Source organism: Bacillus sp. BS98 (assembly GCF_008432245.1).
GTDB classification, from domain to species: domain Bacteria; phylum Bacillota; class Bacilli; order Bacillales; family Bacillaceae_G; genus Bacillus_A; species Bacillus_A toyonensis.
The window spans coordinates 3,167,962-3,190,668 of the sequence record NZ_CP043830.1; the positions used below are offsets into that span (position 1 = coordinate 3,167,962).

The following is a 22,707-nucleotide window of genomic DNA, read 5'->3' on the forward strand; positions in this document are numbered from 1 at the left end:
TCCCTATATTTTTCGTTCATCATACTTCTTAAAATATTTTATGTTGAAAGAGTATCCTAAAAAATCGGAGTATCTCTTTATACGTTACCATATTTTCTTAGTAAATAGCTTTTAAACCCACTTTTTTTGATACGCTGCTATACTTTCATATTCTTCTTCCAAGTGACGGGACAGACGAATATAGATTGGTGTTAAATCTTTATATTTTTCCACACTTTCAATGTTTGGTTCATGGTGGAAATTCGCACCTACCATTTCAGAAACTACATGTAACGTATCTACTTCACCTAAACTATATAAACCGAGGATTGCAGCTCCTAAGCAAGAGCTTTCAAAACTTTCAGGAACATATACGTCTTGATGAAAAATATCCGCCATCATCTGTCTCCAAAGTTCTGACCTTGCAAAACCGCCTGTTGCTTGAATTTTTTTCGGTTCGCCAATTAGCTCTTTTAAAGCGAGAAGAACGGTATATAAGTTATAAATTACTCCTTCTAATACAGCACGAATAAGATGTTCTTTCTTATGATGTAATCCGAGTCCAAAAAAAGATCCTCGCGCATTCGCATTCCATAAAGGAGCTCTTTCCCCTGCTAAATACGGATGAAATAATAAACCGTCAGATCCAGGATTTACTTTTGCTGCTATTTCAGTAAGCACTTCATATGGATCTTTCCCTAAACGCTTCGCAAGTTCAATCTCTGAAGTGCCTAATTGGTCACGAGCCCACCTAAAAATCATACCACCGTTATTAACTGGTCCACCGATTACCCAATGGTCTTCAGTTAAGGCATAACAAAAAATTCTACCTTTTGGATCTGTCACAGGACAATTTGTTACAGCGCGTATCGCACCGCTTGTACCAATTGTAACAGCCACAACCCCAGGATCTATTGCATTTACGCCTAAATTCGATAGCACTCCATCACTCGCTCCTACTACAAAGGGCGTAGAAACAAGTACATTCATCTCTTTTGCAAGTTCTTCATCTAATCCTATTAAGCTGTGCGTCGTTGGAACAAGTTTAGAAAGCTTTTCATCTGAAATCCCTGCAACACGAAGAGCTTCCTCATCCCATTTTAAAGATTTCAAATTGAACATTCCTGTTGCTGATGCTATAGAATAATCAATTACATATTCTTTATATAACTTATAAAACACATATTCTTTAATAGAAATGAATTTATAACTTTTTGCAAACAATTCTGCCTGCTCATTCTGTAACCAAACTAATTTCGAAAGTGGTGACATCGGATGAATTGGTGTTCCAGTATGCAAATAAATTTCATGACCATTCATATCACTCTTTATTTTCTCTGCCCAGCTTGCACTTCTATTATCTGCCCAAGTGATACATCTCGTTAACGGTTTTCCCTTCTCATCTACAGCAATGATACTATGCATTGCCGAACTAAAAGAGACACAAAGAATATCATTTGGCTGTACACTACTTGATCGTACAGTTTCTTTAATCGTATTTATTACTGCATGAAAAATTTCTTCTGGGTCTTGTTCTGCTATTTCAGGCGTAGGAGAATATAAAGGATATTCAATTCCATGACTTGCAATAACAGATCCATCAGTAGAAAATAGAACTGATTTTGTACTAGTTGTCCCAATGTCTACACCAATCATATATTTTGAGCTCACCATTTCTTCCTCCTAACAAAAAATTGCGACAGTATCCCACCATAAAAATACATTCCTTTTATCTACTGATAACGTTGTATGCCACAATTATCTAAATAGAAACATCTTTATTTTAAACAAACATATCGAGTAGTAAAACGCCTCCAAAAGCGATAAATGAAAGTAACGTTTCTAATACCGTCCATGTTTTAAATGTTTCTTTCACTGTTAAACCTAGGTATTCTTTTACCATCCAGAACCCAGCATCGTTTACGTGTGAAAACATGAGTGCTCCTGCACCTGTTGCAATGACGAGTAACTCTAAATTTACACCTGTCGTATTTTCAACGATTGGAGAGACTATGCCCGCTGCTGTTGTTAAGGCGACTGTCGCTGACCCTGTCGCAATTCGAATTAATCCAGCTACTATAAATGCTAATACAATTGGAGATAGAGCTAAATGTTCAGACATTTGAGCAATAGCATTCCCTACGCCACTATCGATAAGAATTTGCTTAAATCCGCCGCCAGCACCAATAATCGCAACAATAGAACCGATTGGTAATAAGCTATCTTCTGTTACCTTCTTAATAGCCTTTTTATCGATACCTTGACGAAATCCAAGAAAATAGAAAGCTGCAAAACATGCAATCAAAAGCGCAATGATAGGACTACCGATTAATGTGACAATCTTCATTAGAGTATTAGAAAGCGGAACATAAGGAGCTGCTGCTGCTAACACCATTAACATAACGGGTAACAATATAACTAAAAATGAAACTCCTATTCCTGGCAATTTCGTTGATTTTGTATTTACACGTATCAATTCTGGTTCATTTTCAGGAATTACACGTTTGTGAATCCATTTAGCGAATATAGGACCTGCAATAATCGCTGCAAAAAATGTAATAATGAGTGAATAAAGAAGTACCTTCCCAAGGTTCGCTTTATAAATACCAATTGCAACGATTGCCCCTGGATGCGGAGGAACAAGGCCGTGTACGACAGATAACCCAGCAATTGCTGGTAATGCTATCAATAAAATATTTTGTCTCGTTGTTTTATGAATAGAAATTACTAACGGCAATAATATTAAAATGCCTACTTCAAAAAACACCGGAATTCCAATAATAAAACCTGCAATTAACATCGCCCATGGTAAGTTTTTTATTCCAAAGGATTTAATAAAGAACTCTGCCACCTGCATTCCAGCACCTGACTCTGCCATCATTTTCCCTAGAATTGTACCTAATACTAAAATACCTACTAAATGCCCGAGAACACTTCCGACTCCCGTTTCATAAGCGCTCACTATTTTATCCATTGGCATTCCAGACATAATTGCTAAAAACAAACTTGCAATCGTTAAACTAATAAACGCATGCCATCTCCACCACGATACTCCTAAAATAACAATTACAATTGATAATAATGTAATCATTAAAAGGTACATATTCATACTCAGTTCCACCCTTTTATGTAAACCCTTTCAAAATTACTATACAATTAAGAGAACTTATATAGTTCTTTCTTGAGTAAGAGATATTTTCACATAATAATGATTTATATAAAAAGAATCTCCCTTATCAGAGATACACGTTAACTACTCTCTCTAATAAGGGGATTTCTCTTTAATAATTATAATGTTATTATGATAAACGCTTCGTGCGAGCAATTTGTCCTTTTTTTAAAGTGCATGACGCTTTCTTCTCTTGCTGTATTCACGTAGTAAGACTCCAAAAAGTTAAACGATGAAGTTACCTAGGAATCTGTCCTCTCATGAAAAGTAATTTTCGGAAAGTCTCCTCCACTTTCATATATTATAATTTAGGCGCTTTCGCCCAATCTGCAGCAAACTTTTCCATACCTTGATCTGTTAATGGATGCATAGCAAGTTGTTCAATTACTTTATAAGGGATTGTAGCAATGTGAGCACCTGCCATCGCTACACGAGTTACATGATCTGGGTGTCTGACAGAAGCTGCAATAATTTGTGTATCTAATTGATGAATATCGAATAGCTCAGCAATTTTCGCAACTAAGAGCACACCATCTTCAGAAATATCATCTAAACGTCCTAAAAATGGAGAAACGTACGTTGCACCTGCTCGAGCAGCTAAAAGTGCTTGGTTCACCGTGAAGATAAGTGTAACGTTCGTTTTCACACCTTTTTCAGTAAGATAGCGACAAGCTTCTAATCCTGCTAGCGTCATTGGAAGTTTTATCGTGACGTTTTTATCGCCACCGTTAATTTTAATTAATTCTTCTGCTTGAGCAATCATTTCTTCAGCTGTAACAGCATCTGGCGTTACTTCTGCCGAAACAGACTCAACTTTAGGTACTGTCTGACAAATTTCTGCGATACGGTCTTCAAACTTAACACCCTCTTTTGCTACTAAAGAAGGATTCGTTGTAACACCAGCTAAAACTCCAAGTTTATATGCTTTTTTTATGTCCTCAAGATTTGCAGTATCAATAAAAAATTTCATGATCAATTCCCTCCAGTTTTTAAACGTTGATGAGTTACATGTTTAGGATGTTTATCCCGCTATTTGCCGGGCAGTAAGACCCCACCTCAACATTCAGCGAAGCAAAGAAGTTAAGTTGGGGGGCGTGCTTCCCGTAAAAGCCCGATTGGTAAAGGCTAATGTGGAGGATGAAGAACCCCCACTAATTAAAGTTTCACTTTATTTCTTTTCTACTGCATGTCCGCCAAATTCATTACGCAGAGCTGCTACAACTTTTCCTGTAAATGTATCATTGTCTAATGAGCGGTAGCGCATTAATAGAGACATTGCGATAACAGGAGTTGCTGTTTGAAGGTCTAATGCTGTTTCTACTGTCCATTTTCCTTCACCAGAAGAATGCATTACTCCCTTAATTTCATCTAGTTTCGCATCTTTAGAAAATGCATTTTCAGTTAATTCCATTAACCAAGAGCGAATGACTGAACCGTTATTCCATACTCTTGATACTTTTTCATAATCGTAGTCAAATTCACTTTTCTCTAGAATCTCAAATCCTTCACCAATAGCAGCCATCATACCGTATTCAATTCCGTTGTGAACCATTTTTAAGAAGTGACCACTACCAGCTTTTCCGGCATATAAGAATCCATTTTCTACAGCTGTATCCCGGAAGATAGGTTCAACGATGTCCCAAGCTTCTTGATCTCCTCCGATCATGTAACAAGCACCATTACGAGCGCCTTCCATTCCGCCAGAAGTTCCTGCATCCATAAAGTGAATGCCATCTTTCTTTAGTTGCTCATATCGGCGAATAGACTCTTTATAATGTGAATTACCAGCTTCAATTAAAATATCTCCTTTTGAAAGCAATGGCGTAACCTCATCAATAACAGAATCAACAACAGCGTGTGGCACCATAACCCAAAGAATTCTTGGTGATTGTAATGACTGAACAAGATCACTTAAACTAGATACACCTGTAGCCCCGTACTCTTTCATTTCTTCCACAGCGCTCGTATTTAAATCAAATGCTACTACTTCATGTTTATGATCCATTAAATTTTTCCCTAAATTTAATCCCATTTTACCTAAACCAATTAATCCTACTCGCATAATATAATTCCTCCTCAAATCATCTTTTATTAAAAATCCATATCACTAGAATCTGGAATACCTTTCAGCACCGATAAATTAGTATGTACAGAAAGGTATTCACAGTCATAACTTAAGAATTCAACACATTTTTTGTAATTTGAACAACGTTTTCTGTCGTAAATCCAAATAGATTCATGACTTCAGCTCCAGTTCCTGAAGCTCCAAATGTTTCAATTGATAGTACTTTTCCTTCTTGTCCTACATAACGTTCCCAACCGAGAGATACACCCATCTCAAGCGATACTCGTTTCGTTACAGAAGACGGAAGAACCGATTCTTTATATTCTTTCGATTGGCGATCGAATAATTCCCAGCTCGGCATTGCAACGATGCGAACAGAAACATGATCCTCTTCTAATTTTGCTTTCGCACTAGCAGCTAAGGATACTTCAGAACCTGTCGCAATTAAAATCACATCCGGATTTTCATTTGTTTGCGTTAATACGTAAGCTCCTTTAGAAAGATTCTCTATGTTCGCTTTCGTTTCCTCAAATACCGGTAAATTTTGACGACTAAGTACTAAAACGACTGGACCATCCGCTTGCTGTAAAGCATAAGCCCATGCACTCGCTGTTTCATTCGCATCTGACGGGCGGATAACTGTTAAACCAGGAATTGCCCGAAGAGCTGCTAAATGTTCAACTGGTTCATGCGTTGGACCATCTTCTCCTACAGCGATCGAATCATGCGTAAATACGTAAGTAACTGGTAACTTTTGCAATGCAGCCAGTCGAATAGATGGACGAAGGTAATCATTAAATACAAAGAATGTACTAACGAAAGGTTTTACTCCTCCATGAAGTGCCAGTCCATTCGCTGCGGCGCCCATTGCATGTTCACGTACACCGAAGTATATATTTCGGCCAGCATACGATTCTACTGCATACACTGCTTCACCTTTTATATCTGTCATCGTAGAATGAGAAAGATCTGCACTTCCACCGAAAATAGAAGGAATCGATTTCACATAATGGTTAATAGCTTCCCCACTTGCAACACGAGTTGAAATCGTTTTTTCAGTATCGAAGGATAAAATGTCTTTCTCTTCGATTAAAACTTCACCTGTAATCGCTTTTTCTAATTCATCTGCTAGTGCAGGGTTTGACTCTCTGTATAAGTTGAACTGCTCATTCCAGCCATGTTCTTTTTCAATACCTTTTTGTTTCAGTTCATTAAAATGAGCTGTTACTTCTTCAGGTACAAAAAAGTCTTCTTCATAATGCCAACCATACACTTGTTTTGTCGCTGTCGCTTCTTCTAATCCAAGCGGGTTACCATGTGCTTTGTTCGTTCCAGCAACTTTTGGACTTCCGTAACCTATAATGGTTCTAATTTCTATAAGAGTAGGTTGGTCCGTATTGTCTTTCGCTAATTGAATCGCTTTTGTAATCGCATCAACATCGTTTCCATCTTCAACTCTTACATATTGCCAATGTGCAGATTCTACCCTTTTCTGCATATCTTCAGAGAAAGCAATGTTTAATTCACCATCAAGTGAAATTTCATTTGAATCATACAGCACAATTAACTTGCCAAGTTTCATGTGCCCTGCCATTGACATCGCTTCATAAGCGACACCCTCCATTAAATCACCGTCTCCAACTAAAGCATACGTATTGTGATCTATAATAGAGTGACCATCCTTATTAAACTTCGCTGCTAAATGCGCTTCTGCCATTGCCATTCCAACAGCATTGGCAATCCCTTGCCCTAACGGTCCTGTAGTTGCTTCAACTCCTGAAGTGTGACCAAACTCAGGATGTCCTGGCGTTTCACTATTTAATTTTCTGAAGTTTTTCAAGTCATCAATTGAAACGTCATATCCGGCTAAATGAAGTAGGCTATATAATAAGCTAGATCCATGTCCCGCCGATAAAACGAATCGATCACGGTTAAACCATTTTGGATGATTAGGATTATGATTTAAATGATTCGCCCATAATGCATAAGCCATTGGCGCTGCTCCCATCGGAAGACCTGGATGACCTGAATTTGCCGCATTAATAGCATCAATTGATAACGTACGAATTGTATTCACTGCTAATTGATTTATGTTTTGTGTCATAGTAATCGTCCCCCTAAATGCTTTCATGAAAGAAAGTACCTATTTTTTCGTTTCTTGATCTAACCACCATTTAAATTCACTTTCTTGCAATAGTTCATTAGACGCATCTGGACCATATGAACCCGACTCATATTCATGAAGTGGTAATAAGTTTTCTTCGAATGCTTCAAGAATTGGTTGTACCCATTCCCATGACAATTCAACTTCTCTCCAATGTGCAAAGAATGTAGCGTCTCCACTCACAGCATCATGAATGAGTCTTTCATACGCTTCAGGTACTCCCACATCCGCTTGCTCACAAGTAAAGTTAATACGCATCGGTTCAATTTCTCCATTTTTCAATGGATTTTTACTATTTAACTGTAATGAAACGTTCTCACCTGGGCTAATTTCAATTATTAACAAGTTAGGTGCTGCATTTGGATTACTATCTTGATATTGCTGTTTTAACGTATTTTTAAATTCGATTACAATACGAGTAGACTTTTCTTTCATTCGTTTGCCTGTTCGTATATAAAAGGGAACGCCAGTCCAAAATGGATTATCGATCCACAAGCGAGCAGCAACAAATGTGTCTATGTTAGAAGAAGGATTTACTCCTGGCTCCTCTTTATATGCTACAACTTGCCCGCCTTTTATCTCTCCTGCAGCGTATTGTCCGCGAATGATATGATTGTGAACGTCTTCTTTTTTCACTTTACGAAGCGTTTCCATTACCTTTCGCTTTTCCTCTCGAATTTCACATGCGTTAATTTTTTCCGGCAGATTCATAGCAGTCATCATTAATATTTGTAACATATGATTTTGAACCATATCACGAATGGCTCCTGCCTGATCATAATATCCTGCTCTTTCTTCAACCCCAACTGTTTCACTCGCTGTAATTTGCACATTCGCTATATGTTCTTTATTCCAAATCGATTGGAGAACAGGATTTGCAAATTCTAGTGCTTCAAGATTTTGAATCATCGGCTTACCTAAATAATGATCTATACGGTATATCTCGTCTTCTTCAAACGTTCGACTAAGCTTGTCATTCAGCTCACGCGCAGATGTAAGATCGTGCCCGAACGGTTTCTCAATCATCAGACGTTTCCATCCATCCGTTTTATCAAGTCCGCTTTCCTTAATATTTAAAGCAATTGTCTCGAAAAATTCAGGAGCCACTGAAAGATAGAACATTCTATTTCCTTTTATATGTAGTTCTTCTTCCCTTTCACGAACGACTTGTAATAATCTCTCATAGTCTTCCGGCTTACTCACATCTAATGGACAATAACGAAAATTATCTAAAAAACCTTCGAGTTCTGGAGTACCTTCTTCTCTATGACGGGAAAACGTCTCTATTGATTCTTTTATTCTTTTTTGAAAATCTATATGAGATACTTCACGTCTTCCAAGCCCAATAACGGATATTTGCTTTGGAAGCTTTTGATCTCTATATAAGTTATATAGTGCGGGGTAAATTTTGCGTTTCGCTAAGTCCCCTGTCGCTCCAAATAAAACAAAGGTCATTGATTCCAATTTTAGTCCCCCTCTTGTTGTATAATCCTGGTCAATATATTCAAAATGAATTGTACAGAAGCTCATGTTTTATAAAAAACAAAGAGTTATCAAATTCCAATTCTTTTTATACCTTTCGCTTTCTAATTGTCCCCAATATTAATAGTGGCAATTCAAAGCATTTCTACCACAACTTACTTATTTATCGAATTTAACGAAATAATGTATATTTGATTACTTTTAGTAATTAAATAATCTTACGTTTAGTATATTAACCACATAAATTATTATCGTCAATAAAAATGTCTTGGATTAAATACTATTTATTTCGTAATACTTTTCTAAGTGTATTCCTAGTTACCATCCATTTTCAAAGATAATGATCAATATAATAAATATCAGTTTCATCAAAATCTTCAATTAATTTTCTATTAAACTTGCGAGCAGACGTTACACTATAATCAAAAGGCTTCTCTATAATAAGACGGTTTAACCCTTTTGTAACCCACAATCCACTCTCTTTAATATTCAAAGCAACGATATCAAACACTTCTGGTATAACAGATAGGTAAAACATACGGTTTTCAGAAATGTTTAATTCTGTTTCACGCCTCTTTACAAGACGCAACAAACCTTGATAGTCCTCTATATTCGCTGTATTTACTTGACAATAACGAAATGTGCTAATAAATTCTTCTACTCCTGATTTGTCATCAGTAGATATTCTAGAAAATGTAGCAAGGGATTGTTCTACCTTTGTTTGAAATTCCACATCTGACATTACCCTTCTGCCAATACCGATAATCGAAATAGATTGCGGTATATGTTGATTACTAAATAGTTTGTATAAAGCAGGGTAAATTTTGCGTTTCGCTAAATCCCCTGTCGCTCCGAATAAAGTGAAACTTTAATCAGCCCTCACCAATCGGGCTTTTACGAGCAGCCCAACTCCCACCTAACTTCTTTGCTTTCGCTGAATTTTGAGGTGGGGGTCTTACTGCCTGTGAATGCGAGATAAACGTAATGAATAAATCATGCTGTAAAAATAACATCTACCCTTTCTTCAAAAAGCTTTACAGTAGTTTTTAGAAGTACGTTACATTATTTCATTTCATGCACTTTCCTCTTCTTTATATAAAATTCTCACTAACCAAATTCAAAATATTATACTTATTTTTCGTACTTTGCTATGCTATAACCACAAACAGGAGGTATAAACTATGAAAGCACAAATTATCCATTCTTTTGGGGATTCATCTGTATTTCAATTAGAAGAAGTTTCAAAACCAAAACTTTTACCAGGTCATGTTCTAATCGATGTAAAAGCAACAAGTGTAAATCCAATCGATACAAAAATGCGTAGTGGTGCCGTTTCAGCAGTCGCTCCTGAGTTTCCAGCTATATTACACGGCGATGTAGCTGGTATTGTTATTGAAGTAGGAGAAGGTGTTTCGAAATTCAAATCAGGGGATGAAGTATACGGATGTGCCGGAGGTTTTAAAGAAACTGGAGGTGCACTTGCAGAATTTATGCTTGCTGATGCACGATTAATTGCTCACAAACCTAACAATTTAACAATGGAAGAAGCTGCTGCTCTACCATTAGTTGCAATTACAGCTTGGGAATCTTTATTTGATCGTGCAAATATTAAACCTGGTCAAAATGTTCTCATTCATGGAGCTACTGGTGGCGTAGGACACGTAGCCATTCAACTAGCTAAATGGGCAGGCGTTAAAATTTTCACAACCGCTTCTCAGCAGAGCAAAATGGAAATAGCCCATCGTCTAGGAGCCGATATAGCTATTAATTATAAAGAAGTATCTGTTCAAGAATATGTGCAAAAACATACGAATGGAAACGGATTTGAAGTTATATTTGATACAGTAGGTGGCAAGAATCTTGATCATTCTTTTGAAGCTGCTGCGGTCAATGGCACTGTCGTAACAATTGCAGCTCGTTCAACCCATGACCTCTCTCCTTTACACGCAAAAGGACTCTCTCTGCACGTTACTTTTATGGCATTAAAAATATTACATACTGATAAGCGTAATGATTGCGGAGAAATCTTAACGAAAATAACGCAAATTGTAGAAGAAGGAAAACTTCGCCCATTGCTAGATTCGAAAACTTTCACGTTTGATGAAGTTGCCCAAGCACATGAATATTTGGAATCGAATAAAGCAATAGGAAAAATAGTGTTAAAAAACGTTTGGTAATTTTGACTCGATAAAAACAACTTATTAGTTATCCTAATTACCAATTAACATGAGATAATGATACATAAAATAAAATGCCATGCGTAACAAAAACCTTGCAGAGAAATTCTACAAGGTTTTTGTCTATATATTTAAATAAAGAATCATATTAAAATAAAAGGTTTACAATTCATCATAGTAGTCTTAAATATAAGCTGCTTTAAAGGCTTGTTGGACAGCTTGTACTTCTAATGAGTCTTTACCATATAAGTTCGTTGCTACACGAATACAAGCTTCTTTTAATTCTTTAAAGTCAGAAGTCATATTTAATTCATCCGTATTTGCATAATAGAAAATATCAAACATTTTATCTTCTCCAATGCCATGTACGTTTACTCCATTATGGTTTCCACCACTAGCAATCAAGTAAGCTACTTTATTAATAATGCTAGAGTTCGTGTGTACACCACCATGATCGTGGTCAGCATCAATAGGTAAGTTATTATAATGTCTATAGTCCTCCGGATATCTAGAAGAGATAGATGATGGGTTTTTCATATCTCTAAAAATACGACCTGATTGTTCTCCCATTGTCCAATTGAACTTTCCGTTATTGGCATACTTTTCAACTGCTACTCCTAAAATATCAGATAGGGCCTCATTAATTGCACCAGCTTCTCCTGCATACTCAAGTCCAGACTCATTTCTTGTAACCGCGTGTGTAAATTCATGTCCTGCCACATCAAATGCTCTAACAATTGGATCTCCGTATACTAGCATAGCTCCATTACTAAATGCATTAAACCACTGCTCAGGATTTCCTTTATTCGTACCATTTGTGTTCCAACCATGAACGACAGAAATTACTTTTTGTCCGTTATTATCAAAGCTGTTACGGCCATATTTTTCTTGATAAAAATCATATACTTTCGTTGCTAAATAATGGGCACTAACTGCTTTAGGATCAGTAAAATTTGTAGAATTACTTGTTATTAAATCATCGAGATAACCCCATACATTTCTTCTATAATTATTATAATCTTTATAATTAGCAGTATATGTTTCAATTCCCTTACCACGAGAATAATCTGCAAGCATGTACGTTCCATCACTTCGCTGCGTAATTCCAAACGTACGATTAATACCTAAGTCATCTTTTCCTGTACCTGTTAATTTCGAAGGATCTTGTGATTTATTTGCTGTCGCAGATTGGACAATACTACTATCTACTTGTATACCCAATTTTTGAACGAGTTCTTTTAATAGATTACCCCCAAAAGCATCAATTAATACCGTACCAGATACATATTCAGGTGTAGATGCACTAAAAGTAATTTGATATGCGTTTGTAGCTTTATTTGTATTTTCATCTACATATACCACTTGTTTAATTTCTGGTTCTTCAATAAATATAAGATCATTTCCATAGATGTTGAAAAGCTGTTTCTTTGCATCCTCTTCTGATAAAGTAATAGGTTGTTTCAAATCTTCCTGTTGTTGTAGATCTTGGGCACTATCCCCCGAAACGCTCGTAAGTACACCATCATCATTTATATGTGCTGTTAGTTGATATCCGTATACATCACGTCCTTCATACGTTTGTTGAAGACGTACCAATGTAGTACCATCATAAGATTTACGACTTTGCGTAACATTATAATTAACTTTGGATTCCGTATTAACTTGCTTTGATGATAATGCTTGTTCTGTTTTTCCTTTTAGTGCATCCTTTGCTACATTTTCTGCCGAATTTTGAGAAGGTGCTGTTAAATTACCTGTTCGGAACGTATCTTCCTTTGTTTCCACTTTTAAATCTTCTGTTTCCGCATGCACTCCTCCATAGGGCATAATCGCCGATAACACCACTCCTGTAGTTAAACCTACCTTTACGAAATTATTCATATTCTTACTCCTTTATAATCTTATTATTAAGTTAAATGAATGTTTTTTCAGAATTGGAAACATAGATATTTCAAACTATCTATGTTTATCTACTGTTTATAAATTGTGCTTCCTCATAATATGGATAGATTCCATTCATTTCTCAAAAATTACTCATTATATAAACTATCTTTATATTTATTCATATACAGTATTTTTTGTGGTTCTGATAACATATTTATTGCCATCCACACATTCTTTTTCATTTCTAATTTTTGCATTGGTATCTCTTTTAAAACAGGATTACTTATAATTGCTTCCATTTCTTCATCAATTCTTTGCATAAGATTTTCTTCCGGATTATTTTGCAAATAAGTATTTTTCAATCCCCATTTTGTCATTATAAATTCATTTGTTTTATTCATAGGATTCATAATAGTAGCTTTACTAGTTAATCGTTTTTTAATTTCATCATGATAGATTTTAATTCTATATCCTTCTTTTAGTGGAACTGTATCTTTTACAATCGTTACATTTGTTCCTTCCATTTCCTTCGTATAAATTTTTTCCCCCTTATTATTAAACACCTCTATTGATGCGTATTTTTCACCTGCATAATAGCTATGAGGCGTTTTAGTAGTAACCGTAAAAACAGCTTGATCTTGCTCTAAGTCTGTATTTAATTCGGCAAACTGGTCATCTCCTAATCCTAGGAATTGAATCGTTTCATTTACCAACTTACTCACTTTCATTTCGTTAATATCAATGGTTAGACTATTATCTTTTTCCTTTATATAGGCATAATACGAACTGAAATGGTACATACTATCCGTTTTTCCACCTGAAATCTCAACTGTATAAACTCCATTTGGTAAGTCTTGTAAATTGATATCTGTTGTTTCAATTGTTTTCTCTTGAATAACTTTATTCCCTTCTTTTAATTTAATTTTTCCTCCTTTCAATGTATCTATTTCATTTGTATTTAAATGGATATGTAAATTCCCTTTTAGCCCAAGTGAAGCAATTTGCTGATTTGTAACTATTTCAAAGTTGGAGTTTATCGGAATCTCAGGATCAACTAGTGCTCTTGCTTTAACTAATTGTGATTCAGGCACTATATAAGCTAAAGAAGTAACAGCCCGATAACCTTTCGCCCTATTAATCTCTATTTGTTTATTATTAAGTTTAAAGCCCCATCTTTCAAAGACAGGTGTAAAATCAACTTGTCCATTCTCACTATAATACTGATTCATTAAATCTGGTAAAGAATGGTCACCTTTTTTGAAAGCTGTATTGCTAGCTAGTTTTCGATAACCTTGATACATTTTCGCAAAAGCTTCATCGCCAGCTTTTTGTTTCGCCATCGTTAAAAGAATAAGTTTTTGTCGTAAATCTAAGTCATCATAATTTTTATTTTCTTTCATTAAAGAATTGTATAAATTCCGTTCTACTTGTTCCTTCTTCCCAAAATTAAACAACCAACCAACTTGATCTGCTTTTTTGCCGTATTTACTATATTGATATTGAACACCAAATAGATTATTAGAAACTTCTCCTGTAAATATTCCTTGATTATCAAAACCAGCTTGGTATCCATGAGCGATTTCATGTAAAGTTCCCCAACTTAGTTTATCTAACCACATCTTTGTACTATCTGTACTATTGGCTGTCCAATTTGCGCCATAATAGGCACCGCCAGCACCGGATATATCTGCTTTTAAGAAATAACGATTTTGACTTTTTTTATTTTCAATCGTTGAGCCATCTAAACCAATAATTGAATCATACATCACAAAAATATCCTCATAATATGCAATTAACTCATCCAACGATTGAAAATCTTTTAAAGATCTTACTAACTCTTTATCTTTTTTAGGTACAAATAATTGAAAACTCTCCCCTTGAATTAACGCATACTCCCCATCAAATTGATCCCATGTACTAAAAAATTGAGATACACTTCCTTGTTGTTTATAAATGGGAAGAGGCTTAGTAGCACTTTCATATCCTATTTGGTACTCAAGTGTAGCGTGCTCTTCACCATACGGAGTATCTATGAAAGGAACTAAAGGCGTATCACCTTGAATCGTAATCCATTCATTTCCTACTTGTATGGATTTTTCATTTTTTGAGTCATTAGACAATAAACGTACTGTTAATTTGTCTTTAAAATTAGGATTCGTTTGTCTTAACTTTAATGGTGTATTTCTCTGCAAAATAAATCCTAAATTTTGTCGATCATGATATTTCCCCTTACTTATGCCCGCCTGAAATATCCAAGTAGGCTCTTCTAAACTAGTAATTTCTTTTACATTTGTTCGTTCATCAGCATGTAAGTGTATATTTCCTATGTGGAAAAACATTGTATACATTATGCCTATAACAAGTAATCTTTTCATTTGCATATCTCCTTTTCTATTTTTTATATACAAAATACAATAAAACAAATTCCTCCTTCGTTACTTAAAACTGTAGTCCATAAGTTATTTCCCAGTGTAATTATTATAGTTACATTAATTCATGATTATCAATCATTATATATATGTAATTTTACATATAAAAATATTTAACATTTAATAATAAAATATCTTTGCCTATACTCCTTTATCACTTTCAAAAATTAATCAAAAAAACACGAAGACTTAAATGTCTTCGTGTTTTTTTTTAATATATATCGTTACACTTGTGATTGAATTAATAACTAGAATCTTTTTACTCATTCCTTATGAATAATGTTTATTATTTATGAAATTTCACACGCTCTTCAAGCGGTTGGAATTCTTTTTCACCTGGTGCAGCTGTTGGATTACCAAATGGCATTTGTGCAATTAGTTTCCAATTAGCAGGAACATTCCATTCTTGTTTTACCTCATCATCAATTAATGGATTATAATGTTGCAAAGATGCCCCTAATCCCTCTGCTTCTAAACCTGTCCACACGACTAATTGGTGCATACCTGATGCTTGGTGTGACCAAATTGGGAAGTTTTCAGCATATGCAGCAAATTTTTCTTGAAGCGATTTAACGATAGCCTCATCTTCAAAGAATAATACTGTTCCATAACCAGCTTTAAAAGAATCCATTTTTTGTTGCGTTCCTGAAAAATCTCCATCTCCAACTACTTTTCTTAATGTTTCAGTTGTAATATCCCATAATTTATCATGAGCTTCACCAAATAATACAACTAATCGCGCAGTTTGAGAATTGAAAGCTGATGGAGTATGTTTCACAGTAAACTCCACGATTTCTTTAATTTTTTCATCTGATACTTGTACCTCTTTATTAATTCCATAGTAAGTACGTCTTTCTTTCAGTGCGGTATAGAAATCTTTTGTCATAATTCATTTCCTCCTAATTTTTAATATTCTTCAAAATGATATATTGCGAAGATAATATGGGTTAAAATGAGTTCTTTTTTGAATCATTGAACTCCATAACACCAATTGCTAGTCATTCTGAATCTAACTAAACTGCTTCATTTAAACCACTTTAGTTTACTAAAAAAACATTTTATAACATCGTTGAGACAATCTAGTGATCATTCGGTACTATTTTACCCATTCTCTATTCATGTATCCTGCTTGTTTCATATTTACACAAATATGAAAATAACCTTAAATTGCTGGTCAAAAAAGCCAGGTAGCATGAATAACACATTACCTGGCTTTTTACAGTTTTAATTTAAATTCAGCTAAACATTACCAATGAATAGTATTAAAAACTATACCCGTCACTTATTTAATGATTAACATCTTATAAATTACATGTCAAACTTTAATACTGTTTTAACATCCATACTCTTACAGCAAACAAACAATAAAAAACACAAAAACGAACAGGAATGTGTTCGTTTTTGTCTCTATATTTAACAATTGAATTTACTTTTATTATTGATTCAAATGATGTTTAACTGCTCTTATTACCAATTCGTGATCTTCTTCTGGCGGCAATCCTGAAACTGTTATCATTCCAATAACTCCTACGTTTTTTACTCTGATAGGAAAGCACCCACCAAACGCAGCATACTCCGAAGTATCTAAAAGATATTTTTCATTATATGAGATTCCAGTTATTTCACTTTGTATCTGCATATAATAAGAGCTATGATCATGCAGGGAAACAACTCGTTTTTTACGCTCAATCCATTTCGTATTTTCCGCATTTGTCCCTGTCATCTTAAAATGAAATAATTGCACACCGTTTTTTGTTATATCAACAGCAATCAATTTCCCCTCTCGCTTTGCTGTTTCAACGATAAATAAACCTAGTTGCAAGGCATCTTCATTTGTAAAAGAGGAAAATTGAAGTGTTTCCTCCTCTTTTAAAATTTGTTTACTAATTTCATTCAAATTTGAAGTACTCATATCTTTAACCTCCATAATCGTTTTATGCCACTCTGGCATTTTTTCGAAATTATTAGGCCATATAGTACAACCTTTTAATCAATCTGATTCTAAATAAACTGCTGTAACATCGTTGGTAAATAGTAGTACCGTAAAGCTTGTTTTCTTCTTACTGGTGCTATTATGAATGATATTCAAAGTTATAAAAAGTACTATTCTACTTATCCCTATCTTACAGAGACTATTATGAAATATATTTAACATCTTAAAAATGTATGTACTAAAGAATAATATTTTTAATCACTAACTTTTTTGATCAATCGTTATAATCCAATGTCATCAAAATTTTTATCAATTATTACACTATCCAACAATAGGAGGAAACAAAGATGGATGAAAATGTATCCAAAAGTTGAAAAGCAGTTGAGTCCCTTGAGGGAATAGTTATAATTCACTACATATAGAAATAGACATACAAAAACGCCATCTTTTCCTATGATTCTACAGAAAGAATAGCGTATTTTTCAAAAATGAGTTCTTTTATTGAGAAACTTTGATTCTATATTATAGATAAAAGAGCAACTAGTGCTAAAACAGCTGGAAGTCCTTGTTTCACAATAATTGATTTATTAGATGTGAAACCTCCGAAAATAGCTGCTATCACCACACAAATCACGAAAAATAATTGGACCATATAACCAATTGGATTGAGCCCAAGTACAAGTCCCCAAATGAGACCAGCCGCTAAAAATCCATTATATAAGCCTTGGTTTGCAAACATAATGGCTACGTTTCGATCTCCTTCTAAATGCTTCCGTAATTTGAAAGCACGTTTCGCTACTTTTGAATCAATAAAAAACATTTCAAGGATCATGATAAACAAATGTTCTAATGCTACGATCCCGACTAAAATAGCTACGATTATTTCCACACTATTCTGCCCCCTACACTCTCTATTCTTTAATATTCTCTACATTTTTTTGCATCTGTAATAGAACATGAATAAGTATTTTGCGTTCTTCTCCACTGATATTTACGAACATTTCCTTCATAAAATGTTCCTTTTCTTTCTTGTCAAAATATTAATTGATATATCAATTATTGATACATCTCTCTTTTTATTTTTGCAAGTTCTTTTGTTCAATTGGTTTTATTTTGTTCCAGCAACTTTAAACCAATTCAAAACATCAGTTCGCATTTCTAGAAATCATAATTACTTTAAGTTCATTCTGACAATCATATTTAACTAAATATATAAAAGAATTGAGTTATATCTCCATCAATTTATAAAAATTAATTTTTTCTAAAAACAGATACTTTACGTTTTTTATAGTAATAAAAATCATTTTTTGTTTCAGAGGCAATCCATTTTGTTAGCTTGATGGGCATAGGATAGCACCATATGACGAACCAATTATCTTTCAAGAAGACGGCTAGAAATCTGGATTTGGTACAGGAGTTGCCTACTTCCCCGATCCAGATGGTACTAATTTAGAGCTAATTGCTCCAAAAGGGCCATTCAGACGTGAATAGTTAAAATAAATTAATACCGAAACAAGCCATCTTCTGCCTGGAAGATGGCTGTTTGTCGGCAAGTTGATGGAATGACTAAAAAAGGACAAACTCTCCAATGCGAGAAGTTTGTCCAAAAAGTTTTTCGTGTCCACTATTTTCACACTAAAATTAACAATCGTGAATTAGAATAATGACTTAATACTTGCTAAAACAGTAAGTACACCTACAATAATAACAAATACGTTACTCATTTTCCCTTTGTATTTAGCTAGTACTGGTACTTTATTGATTGCATACATCGGTAATAGACATAAGATAGCAGCAACTAATGGACCGCTTAGAGAATCAATAAGTCCAAGAATACTTGGATTTGTATAAGCAACAAACCAGCATGATAATACAACAAAAGTAAGGACGATTGTCTTAATTGTTTTTTCTTCTATATCTTTTCCACGTGATTTACCGAACTTAATAATCATGTCACGCATTACTTCAAATGCTCCGATATAATGGCCAAGGAAAGATTTTGTAATAGCCACAAAAGCAATGATTGGAGCTGCAATAGTGATTACAGGTGAATTAAGCTCATTAGCAAGATATGAAAGGATTGATAAGTTTTGCTCTTTTGCCATTTTTAAATCCTCTGGAGTCAAGCTTAATGTACTACTCCAAACGAAGAACATAACTACAGCGAATGTCATGATATAACAAACTTTTTGTATTTGCGCACATTTAGCATCAGTAGCTTCTATTCCATACGTAGCTCTCTGTTTCACAACAAATGATGAAATCATAGGTGAATGATTAAATGAGAATACGATGATTGGTAGAATCATTAATATCGTTCCAAAATAGCCTGTACCTGTTGAAGCAGTAGAAACAGCTGAAAAACTAAGCATTGACGTATTCCACTGTGGAATTAAAGATATTGCGATAAAAAGTAGAGAAGCTATGAAAGGATACACTAGCATACTCATTACCTTTACAGTAATATCTTGACCAAAATTCAGTATAGCGATAAGACCAAGAACTAATACAAGTGATAAAATAGCCCTTGGAGGTTCTGGCATGTGCAATTGATGCACGATAAAACTACTTGCAGTATTTGTAAGCGCAACCGAATACATTAGTACGATTGTATAAATTGAACCGAAATATACGATGTTAAAAATGATACTCGCTTTATTTCCGAAATACTCTCTAATTGTACCTGTGATCCCCTCATCAGCAGAATTAGAAGCGTATATCATTTTAGCAAGTGCCCTATGTGAGTAATACATAACTGGATATGCAAGCAATGTAATTAGTAGTAATGATAATAAACCACCTGAACCTGCATTAATCGGTAAAAAGAGCACCCCTGCTCCAATTGCAGTTCCAAATAGGCTCAATGCCCATGTAGTATCCTGCTTATGCCACTTTTTCGGATCTGCATATTGCTCATTTTTTAGTGCGGTATTTTCAGCTTGAACTTCTATTTTCTTTGCAGTATTCCCGTTCATATAATAACTCCCCCTTGTATCCTATTCTTACGTCTCTCTTTATAGCTAACGAATATCTTCCTTTTTTGGAAAATGAATTCCTTACAAGTTGCCCCACATTGCATGTCCTTCATCATAATGAATCCAAATTGAAACATTCGCTAGTTAGCGTCCTAATATAATTGTTAGCGTTAACAAAAAAGTTTACTCGTAGTATCCGCTCTTTATATAAAGAACCCTTAAGAGAACAATATAGAATAGACTTCATAAATACGTTGCAACATTTCTAATAACGGTGTATTACTTTAGTGGTTTCTCTTTTTTTACTTATAACAGTAATTTCAGCTAAACCGGCCTCTCTTCATTTATGAGGCATTTCTTTCTCAATTCTACACATCACTTTAATAACTTCGGCAGCATTTATGGTATTGATTACACAAGCCACTGAAGCACTTTACATACATTTCCGCCTCTAATCACACACCTTTCTTACTAGTAATCGCATTTTTTATATTTTCTCCAGAGATAATAAATTTTCTCTCGACGCCCTCATTATAACGTGTATATTTATAAAATTAATATTTTTATATTTTCAGATTTTTTTACCAGGAAAAATTTTCAATATATAATGAATTTCAGCCATAATGCAGTAATTTTTTCCATTATTTTAAGATATACCAGTTACTTAATGCATTCCACCTCATACACTAAAACTATTGTAATAAATAATTAATGAATATATTTCCAAAATAGAAAAATAAATTTTTGGGATATATATTATTAATACCGAATTTATATACATTTATTGGAAAGTGATATCTCTTTTCCACCAAAGTTTTCTATAAGAATTGAACTCATTTTTCGGACAATACGTTTTTTAACTTGATGACAATAAGGAAACCCGCTAGCATTTTACAAAAACTACGCTAAGCCGAAAAATATAATAAGCCCCCCATATGGAAGGCTTATTTACAAAATAATCATTGTCTATTTTTATTGATTCTCTTCGTCTCTTTTATACTCCAAAATATCACCTGGTTGACAATTCAAAGTCTTACATATCGCTTCTAATGTTGAAAAACGAACCGCTTTTGCTTTCCCGTTTTTCAAAATAGAAAGATTTGCCATCGTAATCCCAACCCTCTCTGAAAGCTCCGTTACGCTCATTTTTCGTTTTGCTAACATCACATCAATATTAATAATGATTGCCATATCCTCCACCTCAGACCGTTAAATCATTTTCTGATTTTATATTAATAGCTTCTTGTAAAAGTCTTTGTAGAACAGCAGCAAAAACGGCAATTACCATAGAGGCGAAAATAATAACCAATCCAATTGGTATAAAACTTGGAGGGTCAACTCTTGCCGCCATAAGATAGTAGAGTGGCATACCTAGCAAGTACAAGGTACTAATCGTGATGGCACTGTATTTAATATTCTTTAAAGCCTTTACCGATAATTCCGAGAACGCTTCGTTCTTATCAATATAGCTTAAAAGTTTAAATGCTTGATACAGAGCAAGGTAAAAAGGTATCGCTGCCGCGTACATATCGATTAAAACGAGAGATTTCATATAAGCAATATTCGGATACAATTCTCCAGCAAAATCCCCAATCTTAGGCACCAAAAATATGCACAATATAAGGACTAGGATTCCTATAAAAATAATAGCTAGCTTTAAAAAGAGTGTCGTAACTTGTTTCATAAAAGCACCTCGCTTATTTAATAACAAAATGATTTTATCACACCATTTATTGTTTAACAATAAATATTAGTTGTTTTTTATTATATTATTATTGTTAATATAATATCCTTTTCATTTCAACAAAAATAAAAAGCATTTCTCATTACAAAGAAATGCTTTTACTTTAAAATATTAATTTTATAAATCATGTTATTGAATTTCTCCTGAACTCCCTAATTTAATGGGTTTTTTTCACACAAAACAATTGATTTTATCACAACTAAAGATTTCAAAAAAAATTATATTTAATATAATTTTTAAACTCCCCCATTCACTAGCTCGTTTATCGAATTTAATTTTGAAGAAAGCTTGATAAACCATTCTTCATCCCCTGTTAATAATGCAAGATCTATAAGATAAAGGATTTGTTCCTTGTTTATTGCTTTTGATTCAGGGAGTTTTTTTACGTGTTTACTTAAAAAGGACATTGTTCTACTTATTGTATCTCTGTTGTCACATTTAACAACATTAACCTTAACTACTTCCCCTACATGATCAAATGATTCAATATAACCAAGTATTAATTCACCCTCTACTGATATTCCTCGAACCCAATCTCCTACTTTTAAAACAGGATTATTTGACATCATACTTTTTCACCTTCCTACAAATGATTTTAGAATTAATTTATTAGGATTCGTTCCTCGTTTTTTAGAGACGACAAACAAGATAGACAAAACAACTCGAACTGTAATATTTTCCATTACATTTAGATATTAAGAACTCC

The 22,707-nt window shown here is 34.2% G+C and carries 16 protein-coding genes and 2 pseudogenes; 2 read left to right on the forward strand and 16 right to left on the reverse strand.

The window, feature by feature from the left end:
• Nucleotides 1-111 precede the first annotated feature (111 nt).
• From gntK to F0362_RS16465, 7 genes and pseudogenes are all read right to left on the reverse strand, one after another.
• Nucleotides 112-1,653, reverse strand: coding sequence for a gluconokinase (gntK, locus tag F0362_RS16435; protein ID WP_149889888.1), 1,542 nt, complete (start codon nt 1,651-1,653; stop codon nt 112-114).
• A 109-nt stretch (nt 1,654-1,762) separates the two neighbouring features.
• Nucleotides 1,763-3,088: a gluconate permease GntP gene (gene gntP, locus F0362_RS16440; RefSeq protein WP_001057626.1), complete on the reverse strand. Its 1,326-nt coding sequence runs from the start codon at nt 3,086-3,088 to the stop codon at nt 1,763-1,765.
• Nucleotides 3,089-3,449: 361 nt separating this feature from the next.
• A complete protein-coding gene (gene fsa / locus F0362_RS16445; RefSeq protein WP_000667695.1) occupies nt 3,450-4,118 on the reverse strand; it encodes a fructose-6-phosphate aldolase in 669 nt (222 codons plus the stop codon).
• 198 nt (nt 4,119-4,316) lie between these two features.
• The gene (gnd, locus tag F0362_RS16450; RefSeq protein ID WP_001263676.1) at nt 4,317-5,210 is read right to left on the reverse strand and encodes a phosphogluconate dehydrogenase (NAD(+)-dependent, decarboxylating); all 894 of its coding nucleotides are present in this window, start codon (nt 5,208-5,210) and stop codon (nt 4,317-4,319) included.
• 112 nt (nt 5,211-5,322) lie between these two features.
• The gene (gene tkt, locus F0362_RS16455; protein ID WP_000193005.1) at nt 5,323-7,317 is read right to left on the reverse strand and encodes a transketolase; all 1,995 of its coding nucleotides are present in this window, start codon (nt 7,315-7,317) and stop codon (nt 5,323-5,325) included.
• 39 nt (nt 7,318-7,356) lie between these two features.
• Nucleotides 7,357-8,841: a glucose-6-phosphate dehydrogenase gene (zwf, locus tag F0362_RS16460; RefSeq protein WP_000445326.1), complete on the reverse strand. Its 1,485-nt coding sequence runs from the start codon at nt 8,839-8,841 to the stop codon at nt 7,357-7,359.
• A gap of 349 nt (nt 8,842-9,190) precedes the next feature.
• A pseudogene (locus tag F0362_RS16465) lies at nt 9,191-9,727 on the reverse strand (glucose-6-phosphate dehydrogenase); the annotation flags it as partial.
• Between the two features lie 313 nt (nt 9,728-10,040).
• On the opposite strand from F0362_RS16465, the gene F0362_RS16470 reads away from it, so the two are divergent.
• Complete coding sequence (locus F0362_RS16470; protein WP_000647251.1) at nt 10,041-11,036, forward strand: zinc-dependent alcohol dehydrogenase family protein; 996 nt, start codon at nt 10,041-10,043, stop codon at nt 11,034-11,036.
• A gap of 183 nt (nt 11,037-11,219) precedes the next feature.
• Here the strand turns inward: F0362_RS16470 and F0362_RS16475 are convergent, their stop codons facing one another.
• The 5 genes from F0362_RS16475 to F0362_RS16495 all read right to left on the reverse strand — a co-directional run bounded on the left by F0362_RS16475 (nt 11,220) and on the right by F0362_RS16495 (nt 18,171).
• The gene (locus F0362_RS16475) at nt 11,220-12,917 is read right to left on the reverse strand and encodes a M4 family metallopeptidase (RefSeq protein ID WP_149889889.1); all 1,698 of its coding nucleotides are present in this window, start codon (nt 12,915-12,917) and stop codon (nt 11,220-11,222) included.
• Between the two features lie 149 nt (nt 12,918-13,066).
• Nucleotides 13,067-15,295, reverse strand: coding sequence for a putative mucin/carbohydrate-binding domain-containing protein (locus F0362_RS16480; RefSeq protein ID WP_172624227.1), 2,229 nt, complete (start codon nt 15,293-15,295; stop codon nt 13,067-13,069).
• Nucleotides 15,296-15,635: 340 nt separating this feature from the next.
• Nucleotides 15,636-16,235 carry a nitroreductase family protein gene (locus tag F0362_RS16485; RefSeq protein ID WP_000158953.1) on the reverse strand — a complete coding sequence of 200 codons (600 nt, stop codon included), beginning with the start codon at nt 16,233-16,235 and terminating at the stop codon, nt 15,636-15,638.
• Nucleotides 16,236-16,784: 549 nt separating this feature from the next.
• A complete protein-coding gene (locus F0362_RS16490; RefSeq protein WP_002039094.1) occupies nt 16,785-17,300 on the reverse strand; it encodes a heme-degrading domain-containing protein in 516 nt (171 codons plus the stop codon).
• A 499-nt stretch (nt 17,301-17,799) separates the two neighbouring features.
• Nucleotides 17,800-18,171: a DUF1304 domain-containing protein gene (locus F0362_RS16495; protein WP_000402901.1), complete on the reverse strand. Its 372-nt coding sequence runs from the start codon at nt 18,169-18,171 to the stop codon at nt 17,800-17,802.
• 476 nt (nt 18,172-18,647) lie between these two features.
• Here F0362_RS16495 and F0362_RS16500 point away from each other — a divergent pair.
• Nucleotides 18,648-18,773 (forward strand): annotated as a pseudogene (locus F0362_RS16500) (VOC family protein); the annotation flags it as partial.
• Between the two features lie 164 nt (nt 18,774-18,937).
• Here the strand turns inward: F0362_RS16500 and F0362_RS16505 are convergent.
• From F0362_RS16505 to F0362_RS16520, 4 genes are all read right to left on the reverse strand, one after another.
• Nucleotides 18,938-20,257 carry an aromatic amino acid transport family protein gene (locus tag F0362_RS16505; RefSeq protein WP_001014167.1) on the reverse strand — a complete coding sequence of 440 codons (1,320 nt, stop codon included), beginning with the start codon at nt 20,255-20,257 and terminating at the stop codon, nt 18,938-18,940.
• 972 nt (nt 20,258-21,229) lie between these two features.
• Nucleotides 21,230-21,448: a helix-turn-helix domain-containing protein gene (locus F0362_RS16510; protein WP_000974630.1), complete on the reverse strand. Its 219-nt coding sequence runs from the start codon at nt 21,446-21,448 to the stop codon at nt 21,230-21,232.
• A gap of 10 nt (nt 21,449-21,458) precedes the next feature.
• The gene (locus F0362_RS16515) at nt 21,459-21,941 is read right to left on the reverse strand and encodes a DUF2975 domain-containing protein (protein ID WP_000815888.1); all 483 of its coding nucleotides are present in this window, start codon (nt 21,939-21,941) and stop codon (nt 21,459-21,461) included.
• 296 nt (nt 21,942-22,237) lie between these two features.
• Nucleotides 22,238-22,570 (reverse strand): IDEAL domain-containing protein, encoded by a 333-nt coding sequence (locus F0362_RS16520; protein WP_000987479.1) that lies wholly within the window; start codon nt 22,568-22,570, stop codon nt 22,238-22,240.
• Nucleotides 22,571-22,707: the final 137 nt, after the last annotated feature.